Here is a 15,859-nt window from a genome sequence, read left to right as displayed (position 1 = left end):
AGGCCATTAATTAGTAAGGAGCTTTCAGGTTATGACCAAGAATGTTGCTAACCAACAATCATCGATCATTTCCTTTTTATTTATTAGCCAAGTTATCAAACAAATCCGGATATTTCCATTAATATTTTTGCTCTTTTCTAGCCTACCTGTATGGATTGTGGCAGAAGTAATTTCACCACAGATGGTAAGAGCTTACACAGCTAGAGTTGATTTAATTATTGATAGATTACCTGATGAAAACTATGAAACCACACTGCGGAGAGCCGAAGCCACAGCCAGAGCCGCCGCACAACGCAGTTTTGACCAAGATATATTAGCTACAAATGTATCGATTATTGTCTCCGTACAGAGCTACGGTGCGATCGCACCAATTTTAGCTTTAGAAGTCAGCCGTCCCCAATGGCGTTCCCGTCCTGATGCTCAACTTTGGGCGACTTACTTTAAAACCGCGCGATCGCTATTATTCTTTGAACAAACCCCAAGCAACCCCGTCAATATCCCTCCCATCACCACCGTTGCACCAGCAACCACCACACCGTAAGTTAAAAGTGCTGAGTGCTGAGTGCTGAGTAATTAGTGCTGTACACTGAGCGTTCGCGCAGCGTCTCCAACAGAAGAAGTCGAAGTGTAAGTGCTGAGTAAAAATACTAGCCCCTAGCCTCTCACCTCTAGCCCCTTACTTGTAAATTACAGGTAGACCATTGCAGATGCAAAGAGATGGCTTAGAATAGAAAGGTTGTCAAAAATTGCGATATCCGCTACTATGGCTGTCCCTAAGAAGAAAACATCTAAATCTAAACGCGATAAACGTCGAGCTACTTGGAGACATAAAGCTGCTGTTGAAGCTCAAAAAGCTTTGTCTCTCGGCAAGTCTATTTTGACTGGACGTTCTACATTTGTCTATCCTGCTGCTGAAGAAGAGGAAGAAGAATCATAATTTCCGATTAGGAAAAACCCTAGCATCACCGAAGATTTGAGCGGTGACTTCTACCGCTCAGGCTTTTTGGTATTTGAGCAAAAGTTTTTCCGAAATTTCTTCTACTTATTAATAGTTTATGCCTGTTGTGCAGCAAGTAATCGGATACATAAAAAATCGGTAATGAATAATTTGGAAAATCCATTATCCATTACCTATTACCCATGACTGATGATCAGATAATCATAATCACACAGTAAATTATCTGGATATCCTAATGATGTAGGTGTTCAGCAAAATTAATATTTCTTCTCTGTCTGAGTCTAGTTGTTTATGCTCAGGCTCTCTGCCACACTCACAATCAGGTTTAGTTCATCATCTCGAAATAGCCAAGTGTTTCAATTAACCTAATTTTGCTGAGAATATGTTAGGCAAGTTTTTTCAAAAACCAGATAAAGAACAGGGTGAACGTGTCCCGCCTGGACAGCACCTCGCCAAAGGTTTCCCTGTACTAACTTATGGTGCAACACCCAAAGTCAATATCGAAGAGTGGGAATTTCGCGTTTGGGGTGCGGCTAAACCTGCTGTTTTCACTTTGTCGGACTTTATGGCGCTACCACAGCACGAATTTACAGCAGATTTTCACTGTGTTACCCGTTGGTCAAAACTGGATGTCAAGTGGACTGGCATTAAGGTAACAGATTTTATGAATTTGATAGAGGTAGAAAAAGAAGCCGCCCACATCATGGAACATTGCTATGGTGGCTACACTACTAATATCGCCATTGAAGATTTTGTCCGGGAAGAAAATTTCTTTGCTTTTCAACTGTTTGGAGAACCATTACCCGCAGAACATGGTGGCCCCTTGCGGTTAGTTGTTCCCCATCTCTACGCTTGGAAAAGTGCCAAGTGGATTAATGGTTTAGAATTTCTCAAGAAAGAAGAACTAGGTTTTTGGGAACGCAACGGTTATCATCGCCGGGGCGAACCTTGGGCGGAAGAACGCTATAGCAGTAGTTTTTGATTTGAAGATTTTGTTGAGTGAGAGACGTTGCAATCCAATGTCTCTCAATTTTTACCATACTTCAGTACAGAGTCCTAATAAGAAAAAGATTACTCAGCACTCAGCACTCAGCACTCAGCACTTTTCACTTAATTAATCGCTTCACAAAGCCTAATTTGTCTTGATACGGGGCATAACGCCATTTTAAATCTAGCCAGAAGGAGTTATGCAGCACGCTTTTATGGTGGGAAAAGGTATCAAAACCCGCTTTACCATGATAGTTACCAATACCACTATCACCTACGCCACCGAAGGGTAAAGATGAAACACCAAGGTGCATTACTGTGTCATTCAGACAAACGCCACCAGAAGAAGTTTCTTGTAAAACTCGTTGTTGCAGATTTTTGTTTTGTGAAAACAGGTATAAAGCTAGGGGTTTTGGCTTGGAATTAATTAAGGCGATCGCTTCTGTAATATCTGTATATTCAATTACAGGTAAAATTGGGCCAAAAATTTCTTCCTGCATTACAGGATCTGTTAAGGAGACTTGATCAATAATTGTTGGGGCAATATAGCGTTCTTCTAATTTGCTTTCGCCACCAGCCACAATTTCACCTTTATCAAGCAGTTTAATTAACCTTTCACAGTGTTTTTGACTGATAATTCTGGCATAATCAGCACTATTGTATGGGTTTTCGCCATAAAATTCTGTGAGAGTTTTTTTCAAGCCATTGATGAAATCTGGCTTAATTTTTTTATCAACTAAAAGATAATCTGGCGCAACACAAGTTTGTCCAGCATTAATAAATTTACCCCAAGTAATCCGTCTAACAGTATGCTCTAAATTAATATCAGCATCAACAATACAAGGGCTTTTGCCGCCTAATTCTAAAGTCACTGATGTGAGATGTTTTGCTGCTGCTTCCATCACAATTTTGCCCACAGCTGTACCACCAGTAAAAAAGATATGGTCAAATTTTTCTGCCAATAGCTTTTGACTGGCTTCTACACCACCTTCCACTACAGTAATAAACTCTGGTGCAAAATATTTAGCCATCATTTTGGCTAACAAACTAGAGGTAGCGGGGGCAAGTTCTGAAGGCTTGATAATGGCGCAATTACCTGCGGCGATCGCACCGACTAAGGGGGCAATAATTAAATTAAAGGGATAATTCCAAGGGCCAATAATTAAAACAACTCCTAAAGGTTCAGCATAAATTTTAGCTGAATAAGAAAAAAAATCGATTGGCACTGCTGCTTTTTGTGGTTTAGCCCAAGAGTGCAAATGTTTAATGGCATAATCGATTTCTTTGGTAATACCAATTTCTGTGATGTAAGACTCAAATTCGGGTTTCTGAAAATCTGCTTTTAAAGCTTGTATAATATCAGCTTCGTTATCAATTATTGCTTGTTTGAGAGTTCGGAGTTTTTCTAGGCGAAAAGCTATATCTTTTGTTTTACCAGTTTGAAAAAATTGACGTTGCTGCTTAATCAGTTCAGAAATTTTAGATAATTCAGCAGTAATCATGATGTTATCCTCTAATATTTGATCGAGAGGGTGAGATACCCAGCTTATTTAAGAATTCGGGTATCTTGATATTCACAAATGATTTAGGACTGCTATGGATCATACTTGATCAATTTATTATTTCTTCAAGGTTTAAGGGGTAAACGGACAATAAATTCGCTACCTTTACCTAATACAGAATTAACAGAAATCTGCCCTTGATGTGCCTCGACAATTCGGCGAGATAAATACAGTCCTAAGCCACTACCGGAACTCTTGTGGCTACCTTGACGAAATCTTTGAAACAATGTTGTTTGTTCTTCGGGCGAAATACCCGAACCTGTATCAGCTACCACAATATCAATATAGTCATTCCCAGAGATAGATGACGTGTTTCCCCAGGAGGAAATCTCTGGATTTTGATCTGCGGGGGAGAGGCGCACTGCTATATAGCCAGATTCAGTAAATTTAATGGCATTACCTATAAGGTTAGTTAACAGGCGGTGCAGTTCTAAGCGATCGCCCATAATATTACTATTAGTTAATTCCTCGGCATATTTTTGTTCGATAGTCAGTGCTTTAGCTGCGGCTAAAGGTGCGAGTTCTCCAACTACTTCGGCAATTAATAGCTTTAAATCAACAGGTTGAAACGCCAGGGTTTTGCGACCGGCTTCAAATCGATACACTTCTAATAAAGTATTTACCATCGAGAGCAAGTTGGCATTGCTACGCGCCATGATGGTGAGTACTTCTCGCATTTGCGATGACAATTCACCCAAAGCACCTTGCTCAAATAACATTAACATCCGATCAGCCGCGACTAAGGGCGTACGCAAGTCATGGGTGAGTCGAGAAACAAAGTCTTCTCTCTGACGGGCAATTTCATCACGCTCATCCATACTATGCTTGAGTCGTAATAGCGATCGCACTCTGGCAAGTAATTCATCTACCGTCACTGGTTTACGAATAAAATCATCAGCGCCCAAATCTAATCCGTGTGCAACGTTGGGTGCATCGTGGGCTGTGATTAACAAAATAGGAATATATTGCTGCAAGTTCATCTCTCCACGAATGCGCCTGGTAACTTCATAACCATCCATTCCTGGCATCATTAAATCCAGCAATACCAAGTCACAAGGAGATGCTTCTAGTTGGGCTAAAGCAACAAAACCATTTTCTGCGGTGCTAACCGTATAACTTTCTTCTTCTAGTATGGTTTTAATTAAAAAAACATTATCTGGTGAATCATCGACCACCAAAATTTTGTCAGGGCGCGGCGATAGTGAACTCATGTGTGGGGCAGATTTTTGGTAGATGTGAGTTTTTGAGCAAAACTGCTATATTGCTACCACTTTTTACTGATTTGTTTTTTAGCTTACATTCCGCCATTGAAAGTGGCACAATCAACAATTTTAGTTTAATTGTAGAAAATTAAAAGTCAGCCCTATCAATACTTATAGCTTGAGAAATGGCGATCGCTTCATTTCACGCCAACCTCTACAAGCAGATTTTTATTCTCCTTCTCAGATAATTAGCATCTATAGCAGTAGCCAAATTGCTTAGGACATCGATAAATAATCAAACTTAGACATCACAAAGCTTTTAACCCTGTCACCTGCTATATCTATAGAATCTAGGGTTAATGATTATAGCTGACCAAAAGTTAGTCTTTTAATTCCTCCAACGCAACGATAAAACCTCTGATGCAGTTTCCATAACAGAGTATGGCGAAAGAAATAGGTTATTTCGTTTACATTTTTTAATAAAAATTATTTAAGGGTAATAATTTTAGGATTCTAAGAAAGTTGGGTTTACAATTTTCCCCTTATTTTCATGGTTTAAATACTAAGTCTCTTATCCAGCAGGCTTTGTAGAGTCTTGACTACATCTTGATTAATTTAAGTCAGATTTGTAAAGAAATATAAAGCCGTGTTTCTAGAAAATTTATCACCAAAATTCACTGCCAATTCAAACAGCTATAACTCATGAATATCAAGGCTTTGGATGCCTTGAAAGGCTGCCATAAATTCAACTTAAAACTTTACATTTACGCGAGTAAATAGCAGAAAAATATTACAGAATATGAAGCGAAACATCCAATTAAAGTAAATTCATGTAGACTTATTTCAACAGGCATTAAAAAAATTTGTCTGTTCAATATTTAACTAAACATTGCACTTATAAAACAATGACCACAACCTTACAACAGCGTTCTAACGCTAACGTATGGGAGCGGTTCTGCAATTGGATCACCAGCACCGAAAACCGTATTTATGTCGGTTGGTTCGGTGTATTAATGATTCCTACATTGCTGGCTGCAACCACCTGCTTCGTAATCGCATTCATCGCTGCTCCTCCTGTAGACATCGATGGTATCCGTGAACCAGTTGCTGGTTCTTTGATCTACGGAAACAACATCATCTCTGGTGCAGTTGTTCCTTCTTCTAACGCGATCGGTTTGCACTTCTACCCAATCTGGGAAGCAGCTTCCTTAGATGAGTGGTTGTACAACGGTGGCCCATACCAATTGGTAATTTTCCACTTCCTGATCGGATGTGCTTGCTACATGGGTCGTCAGTGGGAATTGTCTTACCGCTTGGGTATGCGTCCTTGGATCTGCGTAGCTTACTCTGCTCCTTTGGCTTCTGCTACAGCAGTATTCTTGATCTACCCCATCGGTCAAGGTTCCTTCTCAGACGGTATGCCTTTGGGTATCTCCGGTACCTTCAACTTCATGATCGTGTTCCAAGCAGAACACAACATCCTGATGCACCCCTTCCACATGCTCGGTGTGGCTGGTGTATTCGGCGGTTCTTTGTTCTCTGCAATGCACGGTTCTTTGGTAACTTCTTCCTTGGTTCGTGAAACAACCGAAACCGAATCTCAAAACTACGGTTACAAATTCGGTCAAGAAGAAGAAACCTATAACATCGTTGCAGCACACGGTTACTTCGGTCGCTTAATCTTCCAATATGCGTCCTTCAACAATAGCCGTTCCTTGCACTTCTTCTTAGCTGCTTGGCCTGTAGTTGGTATCTGGTTTACCGCTTTAGGTATCAGCACAATGGCGTTCAACTTGAACGGTTTCAACTTCAACCAATCCGTGATTGACTCTCAAGGTCGCGTCATCAACACCTGGGCTGACATCATCAACCGCGCTAACTTAGGTATGGAAGTAATGCACGAGCGTAACGCTCACAACTTCCCCTTAGACTTAGCTGCTGGTGAAGTTACTCCCGTTGCTTTGAATGCTCCTGCAATCAACGGTTAATTTTCTAGAGATTGTCTCTAAATAATTAATAAAAACGCTCTCCTTTTTAGGGGGGCGTTTTTGTTTGCGTTGATTGGGATTATCTTAGCTTTCGGTTATCATAGCTACAACGTAAATATTCAAATCAATGGCTGAAACTGGCAGAATCAGGGTTGCTAAAGATAAAGCAGATTTAGTAAAAGCATTAACCTCTTCCGATGGTGGTACTGGGCCTTTTCAAACATTTGCTGATGTGATTGTATTTGCAGCAGCCTTGGGTGCAAAGCATAAAAAGCGTGTACCTTTAGGCGAAATTTCTAAACGAGAACCATCCCCAATCAGATTAGAATATTTCGCTTCCGTCGGGAATGATGTGGTGATTAAATTATTGGGAATGACTGAAACTCAAGATATTAATATCTTATCTATTCATGAAGAAGAATATGCAACTAAACGCAACAGTATTTTTGAAGAGTATGCGAATGGGGGATTAGAGATATTACAAAATGAGTTGCGTGGATCAGTTGATTATTCAGAGAGAATTTTATTATTTCTCAGTTATGAAAGAATGAACGAAGATAAACAAGATGAGGAATTTGATTTAAGCAAATTCCTCTCTTGATTTTTCAACACTACTGAAAATTAATAATTCAACTCCATCCCAACTGCATTTTTACTACCTTGACTGCATCTATTATGGCAGTTGGTCTATTTTGAACTTCATAATCAGAATTACCGGATTTTCTAACTATATTATTTGCCCAAATACTATTTCTTCGTGACCAATCTAGTTTTGCTATTTCAGAAACTTTCTGTGTATCAAAATAATTTCTTTCTTTGTCATAAGTGCTATATAGCAATCTCCCTAATACTTCTAATCCAGCACTGACACCTAGTAAACAAGATTCTCTAAACGCACCGACTTGATGAAGTGTAAGCTTGTCTACAGGTGTTTCAGCAATAAGTTTTGTATCATTACATTCTGAGAAAAATCTATTTAAGCACACAATTAAAGCTTCAGATGATTGCTTAACATCATATCCTTTAAGTTCATCAGTTGTATTTTCTGCAAATACACAACTTACAAATCTGGCTATAAAATTAGTTGTGTAAATCAACTTCTGTTTAGCATTTTTCCCAATTTTATTTGTTTTCTCCTGAAACATTTGCACTTCTTCTATTAAGTTTTTGGTAATACCAACTCTACCTTCAAATTCTCCAAAAGATAATAACAATGAATTATCTAGCTGTTTTGTTTGAGCCATATCTCTGAAGTCAGTTTGGCACTGGCGTTGGTTTCCTTCTAAAATCAGCGTAATAGCAAATTGGTCACGACCAACTAAATGGCTTTCATTACTCAAAATTAACTCTTGAATTGCACTTTTACGATGTTGTCCATCCGTAATATCTAATTTAATTCCGTTAGGAATAATGACTATACAAATACCTCTACCTAATTCGTATATTTTAATAGACTGCTCATCAACATTGGCTGTAATTGTTCCTAAAACCCAAGGTTTATTAGCTTTAGCGCGTTCAACAACATAGTCTTTGATTTCCTTTGCATGACCTTTTACTTCTGGTCGATTCTTACCTGAATCAGGATCATTTTTATCAGAGGGTTTAGCTTGGAGGAGGGTAGGTAAATCTTTAGCAGGGACATTTATTTGTAGCATTTTTCGCTTTCCCTGATGAAAAATTAACCCAGGATAACATGACTCCAAATAATTGTCTGAAAAAAGCGGTGCGACTAAGTTACTAAAATTAGCTTTGATATCTGGCAAAACACTATTGTTACTCTCTTCGTTGCTTTGAAGCATATAAATAAATACCTATGCAAGTTAGTAGATACTAACTTACATAATAAGAGGCTTTGTAGTATTTTGCAGTAAGTAAATTTACTCTGTAATAAGCTGGTTTAATTTGACTAAGTAAGAACAGATGGAAGCCCTACCGCTTTTGGATCGACAAACTCACCATCAAAACTTATAGTTTTATTTTCCACTGTTCTTGCATTAGCCAAAGCTTTACGAAGATCAGCTACTTCCATTGGATCTTGAAGTCCACCCAAAATGTAAATTAATAACTTAGCCGCTAATTCTTTTCCAGAAACCTGTACGCGCTTTTTATTCGGGTCATATAAAACCCCATACCAAAGAGACTGAGGGTATTCCATCCCAGTAAAGCCACCTTGTTGGTCAAACTTTTTCAATTTCTTGAAAATACTGGTTAAAGAAAACCCTTTTTTAAACACCAAAAATCCCAAAGCTTGAGCGATAGCAACTTGCGCCACAGGACGGAAAAGCATATTTCCTTCACCGCCATCCTTTTCAAAGCTGAACCTTCGTAAAACTGGTGTATCTTCATGTGCCAAAATCTTATAACTAGGTAAGTGTGCCAAGTTATCAAAAAGTTTGGTGAATTCTGCAATTCCCTGTTCAATTTCCTCATTTTCTGGACGCATCGGAATTAAGCCTTTTTCCAATGGTTTCCAATGAGGGAATTTTTGACCTAAATATCTCTCAGACATATCTTGTAGAGCTTGCAATGTCGTCAAAACTGTCGAATTTGACGCTACAGTTGAACTGTTCCAATTAACACGCGGTTTACGGTTTTGACGCTGTTCTAAAAGTGGATGAGTTACTGCAATTTTTCGCGCCACAATAGAAAAACCGTCATCTTCATTTAACTGTGCTAACTGACCTTTAGTTAAAGGTGCAGCCATCAAGTTAACATGGACAAAAATCGACCTTACCCTTCTTCTAGCTTCATTACGAGTTTCCCCAGAATTTACTGCACAAATAAATTCAATGCCAATTTTTTCTTTAGGTAAGCTTTGCAAATAAGCAGGTTCTACCTGATACTGCTCTATTAAATCTGAGACTGTAATAAAACTATCATCGGCAGTTTTATCTTTTTTATATCGCTGGAGTTTGCCAGTTTTAATTAACTCAATTAAACCCTGAACTCCCATTAGCCGATGTTGACCATCTAGTGCATAAATGGTGACATTTTCTTCAGAAACATTGAGTAAGCCCACCTTACCATCTTTATCTAGAGGTGTAAAATCGGTAGTAGATTTTGTAGCGCGTTCTTCACTATCCCACTCCGAGGCTTTTGAGTTATCAACCCAAGGCTGGTTAATGACTACGAGAACTGGGGGAAACTTATGATTTTTTCTCGCAGCCAAATATTGAACTAAAGGTGCTTGGCGTGACCAGTCAATAGGACGCTGTTGAATTTCATCGATACTATCTGCATCAATTTCGATATTATCAGTCTCTGGATTATATTTTTTTTGCAGCAGAGGTAAACCAGAAGCGAAATGAACTCGACCAGCGAACCATTCTAGAGTCACGGAACCAATATAGGCTTCAATTCCGCCCATTTCCGTTTTCTGCACCAGAATTTGGTCTTTTTTCTCTAAGAATTTTTCTAGAAGTAAAGCTAGTACCTGTTTATCCTTGTTGTCTCTCTCCAGGTACTCTTTTGCAATATCAGTAGTGAGGTTAGATGCAATGTCACTCATATTAATTTTTAAAAACTTAGTCTTGTAACCTAGCTATATTGTCCAAAAAGTTAGATACTAATAAATCAGTTTTTAAAAACTTTTTGGGAAGCCGCGCATTCCATACGCTGGAGTAAAAAGCGGTAACGCCCAAATGTCCAGAGGTAGGAAGTAATGACTGAAGCACAACAACCAGAAAATAAAGGTCAGCAGAAAGGTACTGTAGCAGAATTAGTAGAGGATATCCAAGCTCTGACCATTGAAATTCAAGAATTGTATTGTTTGGATGCGATTCCTTGGGTTGTAGGTTATTCGGGTGGTAAAGACAGCACGGCTACTTTACAGCTAGTCTGGAATGCGATCGCTGGACTTCCACCAGCAAAACGAATTAAAACAATCTATGTCATTACTACAGACACATTGGTAGAAAACCCGATTGTTGCTGCTTGGGTGCGAAATTCTCTACAGCAAATGAAATTAGAAGCTCAAGCGCAAGAATTACCATTTGAACCTCATTTATTACAGCCAGATTTTAAGGAAACATTTTGGGTGGGTTTGATTGGGAAAGGTTATCCAGCACCAAGAGGTAAATTCCGTTGGTGTACAGAACGGCTGAAAATCAATCCCTCGAATCGCTTTATTCGTGATGTAATTCGAGCTAGTGGAGAAGCAATTGTTGTACTGGGTACTCGCAAAGCAGAAAGCACAAAACGCGCTAACAGAATGAAAAAATTAGAAGCTCTGCGGGTACGCGATCGCCTAAGTCCTAACATGAATTTGCCGAACTCCTTAGTTTACAGCCCTATTGAAGACTGGCAAAATGATGAAGTTTGGATTTATTTAATGCAGTGGGAAAACCCTTGGAGATATAGCAATAAAGACCTATTTGCTATGTATCGGGGTGCTTCTGCTGATAATGAATGTCCCTTAGTAGTAGATACTTCTACTCCAAGCTGTGGTAGCTCTCGTTTTGGTTGTTGGGTTTGTACCTTAGTTAGCCAGGATAAATCTCTAGCGGCTATGATTCAAAATGATGAAGAAAAAGAGTGGATGCAACCTCTACTTGATTTTCGCAAGGAATTAGATGCAGAAGAAACACGCGATCGCCGAGATTTCCGCCGCAGAAATGGAGATGTTCAACTGTATGAGCGCAATCTAGAAGGTGAACTATCTATTGAACCAATTCCAGGCCCTTATGTAAAAGAAGCACGGGAAGATTGGCTGAGAAAATTACTAAACGTCGAAAAACAAATCCGTCAAACAGCACCAGAAAATATGCGCGATATTACTCTGATTTCTACAGAAGAACTTAGCGAAATTCGTCGCATCTGGCTAGAAGAAAGACATGAGTTTGACGATAGTTTACCCCGCATTTATTACGAAGTAACTGGGGAAGAATTCAAAGACCCGCGCCCTGGTGTTGAACATAAACTATTAGGTAGTGATGAATGGGCTGTCTTAGAAGAAATCTGTGCTGATGACACTATGCACTTGGAACTCATGTCAAAACTTTTAAGCACAGAATGGCAATTTCGTAAGAAAACAAAGCGTGTCGGAATTTACGAAACTCTCGAAAAATGTTTTAATACTAGTTCTCGTTCTCCTGAAGAAGCAATTAGGAATGCCCATTTAAAACGTGATTTAAGAGAGGCTGTTAGTCAAGGAGATGTTGCAACAGTTAGAGAAAAAGTCAAGCAGTTAACTTTAGCTGATTTTGCCGCGCCGGATGAACAAGCAAGTATACCTAATACACAAAATAATACAGAAAATACATCAAAATCTTCTGACAATGCAAAAACTTGGTCAAATATGAAATTTAAAAAGAAACAGACAAAGGCTTAAATTTACTGGTCATCATTAGCGTCTCCTAAGTACAGCCTGATAAACTCGTCTGCTGCGACTGGATTAATTTTTCTGAGTGCATCACGAATTTCTAACAGCTTATCAGCAACGGGGTCTGTCATTTCATTAATCCAACGGTGAATGTTTGGCCGTCCTGTTCCCATTGTGACGGCTAACTTGTTCTGACTGATGCTGTATGTTTCCAACACCTGTTTAAGTGCTTTACCTGCTTTTCCCATGCCTTTGATTGTGTCAAAGGCTTCTAACAGAGTAAATGTTCTGTATATGTAACAAACGAGGTAAGATTATCTTGTTACGTTTAAGTAACACAACGACTTACCCATAAACAGGTAAATTTCAATGACTAAAAGCTTTCTAGCAGAGACTTGTCAAAGCACCACACAGCTTGCTTCCAGCAACGACTCTACACAAACAACACCCGATAGAGAGTCTGTAAAGGTTGTAATTTATGGTTCTAAAAAAGGTGTCAATAACACAATTTTGACTTTATACAAACTGGGTTTCGCCCAAGTTTACGAGTGGAGTCCTTTATTACCTAGTTCTAACCCTGGCGAAGTTATGAGTATTTTAACAAGGCAGATTCTGACAAATTAATTAGTGGTTCATCGCATTCATTTTAAGACGTGGGAGTGGTCAGATCCCCGACTTCTTAAAGAAGTCGGGGATCTCGCAAAGCATCTAGCCTTTTATCTATAAAGACAAATGATATTTTTAGAACTCGTATTACAAAATTTTGGCCCTTATTCTGGCAGACAAGTAATTAATCTTGACCCAAGAAATGAGGATAATCCTCGCCCGATTCTTTTATTAGGCGGTATGAATGGCGGGGGAAAAACTACGCTGATGGATGCTATTCGCCTCGCATTATATGGACAACGCGCTCAATGTTCGACGCGCGGTAATTTGAGCTATAGTGATTTTTTAAATCAATGTGTTAATAGTAAAGCTACTCCTTCTGAAAAGACACGAATTGAGTTACTTTTTGAACATATTGAAGATGATCAGCCAGTAAAATATCGGATTGTGAGAACTTGGGAGAAAAATCCTAAAGATGGCAAAGATGCTTTAGGAATTTTAGGTGATGATGATACTTGGCCTGTTGATTATCTGACAAGTATCTGGGATGACTATATAGAAAATTTACTACCTTTAGGAATTTCTAATTTATTTTTATTTGATGGCGAACAAGTAAAAGAACTAGCAGAACAAGAAACACCGCCGCCAATTGTTGTGGAAGCTATTCGTGGACTTTTAGGACTAGAATTAGCTGACAAATTAGCCGTTGATTTAGATGTTTTAATCAACCGTAAGCGTAAAGAGATGGCTGATACTAAAGATTTAGCGTATATCGAAGATATTGAAAAAAGGTTATTACAACAGCAAGAAGATTATCAAGTAACAGAACAAGAGTTAGCTAATTTAAAAAATCAAGTTGAATCATTAGAAACTATCCAGCGAGAGGCTTTAGATAAATTTGTATCTGAAGGTGGTAAAATTGCCGCCGAACGCAGTCAGTTAGAAGATAAACAAAAAGAAAAAACTGCTGCATTAGAAGCAATTCGACAGTCTTTATGTGAATTAGCTGCTGAAATCTTACCCTTAGCGTTAATTCCTAATTTATTGAGTCAAGTACAAACCCAGGGCGCAAGTGAATTTCGTAATCAACAGGTGCAACTTGCAAGAGATGTTTTAATTGAACGAGATAAACGTTTACTTGAATGGCTAAATCAGTTAACCATTGCTGCTGACCAAGTTGATAAAATTCAAGCTTTTTTAGCTGAAGATGTCGATAGTTTATATGCAAGTTCACTCCAATCTGAAGCACCTTGGCTGTTAGCGGATGAGGAAAGCTTGAGCCAATTAGATAATGTTAGATATCACTTAAAAAGTGCGTGTAATACTGCAAAACAGCATTTAGTTAGTCTCAGAAATCTGGAAGAAGAAATTATTACATTAGAAAGACAAGTGCAGACAGCAGCAGAACCAGAAGCTTATAAAAAGTTGCGTGATGCTGTGGAAGATTCACAAAAAGAAGTTATACAAGCTAAATCCAAGTATGAAACAACAAGGCAGAAATTAGCAGCGTTAACTGATACAATTGAAATCACCAAAAAAGAATTAAACGATTATACTGACAAAAGTATCAAACATCAAAATAGAGAACATATCATTACTTCTGCTTCTAAAGTGCAAGAAACCCTGAAGATTTTTCGAGAAAAGTTAACGCTGCGGAAGCTAAATAAGTTAGAAGAAGAAGTGAAGAATTGTTTTCTCTATTTACTGCACAAATCAGACTTAGTATTTCGCATTGCTATTGATACAAAAACCTTCGCCTTATCGCTGTTTGATTTTGATGGAAAACCAGTCCCGAAACATCGCCTGTCGGCTGGGGAAAAGCAGTTACTGGCGATCGCCTTTCTTTGGGGACTCGCCAAAGTCTCTGGTTTGCGCTTACCAGTAGCTATTGACACACCCCTCGGCAGACTCGACTCTTCCCACCGCCAAAACCTAGTAGAAAAATACTTCCCCGCCGCCAGCCATCAGGTAATTCTGCTTTCTACTGATACGGAAATTGGTAAAAAAGAAGTCGAAACTCTGCGGAAAAATGAAGCGATCGCTCGTGAATATCTTCTCAAATACGACTCATCCACTCGTCAAACCACAGTGATGGAAAATCAATATTTTTGGTAGGAGATAACTTTGAGACAATGGGGTTGAGCAATTTGTATAAGTTTGTCTATTTACAATAGATGTAAGCAGCTTTAGAGAGTAGAGATGATATCACCACATTTACTGGAACTAGAACGTGATTTAAGTACTTTGTCATTAGAAGAACTTGAATGGCTTTTAGAACGTATTAGAAAACAAGTGCAAGCCAGAAAACAATCAGATGATTTTACTGATATTCACCAGATAAATAAACAACTAGCGACTATGGCTAATGATTTAGATATAAAGACAGAAATTGCTTCTATTCACGAGGAATTTATTTTTACTGAAATGGATGGATTAGAAAAATTGTGAGTATCGAAAGAGGACAAATTTATTTTGTCAATCTTAATCCTGTACAGGGTAGAGAACAAGCAGGAACACGGCCAGTTTTAGTTTTATCCATAGACCCTATTAATCAATTACCTTTGGTTGTGACTGTAGTTGTAGGGACAAAAGGAGAAAATATTAAGCGTGATTATCCCACTAATATCCGAGTTTCTCCAAATGAATGTGGACTGCCTATGGAAACAGTATTCTTATGTTTTCAAATTCGTTCTATAGATCCAAACCGCTTTCCTGCTGCTCCATCTGGTAAGCTTGCTGAATCCAAAATGCTAGAAGTTGAAACTGCGGTTCGCTACTGTTTGGGTTTATGACCAAAAACTGTCTAAATTTTTGTAAAAGATATGAGTAAACATTATGGAAGCCCCAATCGAAAGAATTAAACTTTCCCAAACCGCCAAAGACCAACTACAAAAACTCAAACGTAATACGAAAATTGACCAATGGAATATTCTGTGTCGTTGGGCGTTGTGTCGTTCACTGGCTGAACCCGCGCCACCATCGCCTGTACCTATTCCCCAAGATAGTAATGTGGAAATGGCTTGGCGGGTTTTTGGTGGCGAAATGTCTGATATTTTTTTACTCGCCCTCAAGCAACGCTGTCATAATGACGGTTTAGGGACTGATAAAGAAACCCTCGCTACGCAATTCCGGTTGCATTTGCATCGGGGTATTGGTTATTTAGCTGGCGACCCAAATATCAAGAAAATTGAAGATTTGATTGAACTGGTAATAAAAGATTGAAAGGATATTAGTTA

The 15,859-nt window shown here is 38.7% G+C and carries 16 protein-coding genes; 11 read left to right on the top strand and 5 right to left on the bottom strand.

Annotation, left to right across the window (positions count from 1 at the left end; genetic code table 11):
• Positions 1-31: 31 nt before the first annotated feature.
• The 3 genes from H6G77_RS09145 (at position 32) to H6G77_RS09135 (ending at position 1,940) form a co-directional block, all read left to right on the top strand.
• A complete protein-coding gene (locus tag H6G77_RS09145) occupies positions 32-541 on the top strand; it encodes a hypothetical protein (RefSeq protein WP_190871390.1) in 510 nt (169 codons plus the stop codon).
• Between the two features lie 222 nt (positions 542-763).
• Positions 764-937 (top strand): 50S ribosomal protein L32, encoded by a 174-nt coding sequence (gene rpmF / locus H6G77_RS09140; protein WP_190591274.1) that lies wholly within the window; start codon positions 764-766, stop codon positions 935-937.
• A gap of 403 nt (positions 938-1,340) precedes the next feature.
• The gene (locus tag H6G77_RS09135) at positions 1,341-1,940 is read left to right on the top strand and encodes a sulfite oxidase-like oxidoreductase (RefSeq protein ID WP_190871389.1); all 600 of its coding nucleotides are present in this window, start codon (positions 1,341-1,343) and stop codon (positions 1,938-1,940) included.
• Positions 1,941-2,064: 124 nt separating this feature from the next.
• On the opposite strand, the gene H6G77_RS09130 is transcribed toward H6G77_RS09135, so the two are convergent.
• On the bottom strand, positions 2,065-3,447 hold the full coding sequence (locus tag H6G77_RS09130; RefSeq protein WP_190871388.1) for an aldehyde dehydrogenase: 1,383 nt from the start codon (positions 3,445-3,447) through the stop codon (positions 2,065-2,067).
• Positions 3,448-3,572: 125 nt separating this feature from the next.
• Positions 3,573-4,718: a hybrid sensor histidine kinase/response regulator gene (locus tag H6G77_RS09125; protein WP_190672187.1), complete on the bottom strand. Its 1,146-nt coding sequence runs from the start codon at positions 4,716-4,718 to the stop codon at positions 3,573-3,575.
• An 896-nt stretch (positions 4,719-5,614) separates the two neighbouring features.
• Between H6G77_RS09125 and psbA the strand changes: the two genes are divergently transcribed.
• Both psbA and H6G77_RS09115 read left to right on the top strand, forming a co-directional pair.
• Entirely contained in the window at positions 5,615-6,697 is a 1,083-nt protein-coding gene (gene psbA / locus H6G77_RS09120; RefSeq protein WP_190591278.1) for a photosystem II q(b) protein, read from the top strand.
• A 127-nt stretch (positions 6,698-6,824) separates the two neighbouring features.
• Positions 6,825-7,298 carry a DNA phosphorothioation-associated protein 4 gene (locus tag H6G77_RS09115; RefSeq protein ID WP_190871387.1) on the top strand — a complete coding sequence of 158 codons (474 nt, stop codon included), beginning with the start codon at positions 6,825-6,827 and terminating at the stop codon, positions 7,296-7,298.
• A 28-nt stretch (positions 7,299-7,326) separates the two neighbouring features.
• Here the strand turns inward: H6G77_RS09115 and H6G77_RS09110 are convergent, their stop codons facing one another.
• Together H6G77_RS09110 and H6G77_RS09105 are read right to left on the bottom strand one after the other, a co-directional pair.
• The gene (locus H6G77_RS09110) at positions 7,327-8,496 is read right to left on the bottom strand and encodes a DNA sulfur modification protein DndB (protein ID WP_190871386.1); all 1,170 of its coding nucleotides are present in this window, start codon (positions 8,494-8,496) and stop codon (positions 7,327-7,329) included.
• Between the two features lie 107 nt (positions 8,497-8,603).
• A complete protein-coding gene (locus H6G77_RS09105; protein ID WP_190871385.1) occupies positions 8,604-10,205 on the bottom strand; it encodes a DGQHR domain-containing protein in 1,602 nt (533 codons plus the stop codon).
• Positions 10,206-10,358: 153 nt separating this feature from the next.
• Here H6G77_RS09105 and dndC point away from each other — a divergent pair, with 153 nt between their 5' ends.
• Positions 10,359-12,026: a DNA phosphorothioation system sulfurtransferase DndC gene (dndC, locus tag H6G77_RS09100; RefSeq protein ID WP_190871384.1), complete on the top strand. Its 1,668-nt coding sequence runs from the start codon at positions 10,359-10,361 to the stop codon at positions 12,024-12,026.
• A 2-nt stretch (positions 12,027-12,028) separates the two neighbouring features.
• Here the strand turns inward: dndC and H6G77_RS09095 are convergent, their stop codons facing one another.
• Positions 12,029-12,265: a helix-turn-helix transcriptional regulator gene (locus tag H6G77_RS09095; RefSeq protein ID WP_190871383.1), complete on the bottom strand. Its 237-nt coding sequence runs from the start codon at positions 12,263-12,265 to the stop codon at positions 12,029-12,031.
• A 121-nt stretch (positions 12,266-12,386) separates the two neighbouring features.
• Here H6G77_RS09095 and H6G77_RS09090 point away from each other — a divergent pair, with 121 nt between their 5' ends.
• The 5 genes from H6G77_RS09090 (at position 12,387) to dndE (ending at position 15,845) form a co-directional block, all read left to right on the top strand.
• Positions 12,387-12,641 (top strand): hypothetical protein, encoded by a 255-nt coding sequence (locus H6G77_RS09090; RefSeq protein ID WP_190871382.1) that lies wholly within the window; start codon positions 12,387-12,389, stop codon positions 12,639-12,641.
• A 108-nt stretch (positions 12,642-12,749) separates the two neighbouring features.
• On the top strand, positions 12,750-14,738 hold the full coding sequence (gene dndD, locus H6G77_RS09085) for a DNA sulfur modification protein DndD (protein ID WP_190871381.1): 1,989 nt from the start codon (positions 12,750-12,752) through the stop codon (positions 14,736-14,738).
• An 84-nt stretch (positions 14,739-14,822) separates the two neighbouring features.
• Positions 14,823-15,071 (top strand): hypothetical protein, encoded by a 249-nt coding sequence (locus tag H6G77_RS09080; protein WP_190591286.1) that lies wholly within the window; start codon positions 14,823-14,825, stop codon positions 15,069-15,071.
• Complete coding sequence (locus tag H6G77_RS09075; RefSeq protein ID WP_190672205.1) at positions 15,068-15,415, top strand: type II toxin-antitoxin system PemK/MazF family toxin; 348 nt, start codon at positions 15,068-15,070, stop codon at positions 15,413-15,415. The genes H6G77_RS09080 and H6G77_RS09075 overlap by 4 nt, the downstream gene beginning before the upstream one ends.
• A gap of 43 nt (positions 15,416-15,458) precedes the next feature.
• Complete coding sequence (gene dndE, locus H6G77_RS09070; protein WP_190591288.1) at positions 15,459-15,845, top strand: DNA sulfur modification protein DndE; 387 nt, start codon at positions 15,459-15,461, stop codon at positions 15,843-15,845.
• Positions 15,846-15,859 lie beyond the last annotated feature (14 nt).

The organism is Aulosira sp. FACHB-615 (assembly GCF_014698045.1).
GTDB lineage: Bacteria > Cyanobacteriota > Cyanobacteriia > Cyanobacteriales > Nostocaceae > Nostoc_B.
Note: the sequence above shows the minus strand (reverse complement) of the source record. Positions and strands in the feature narration are given on the sequence as shown.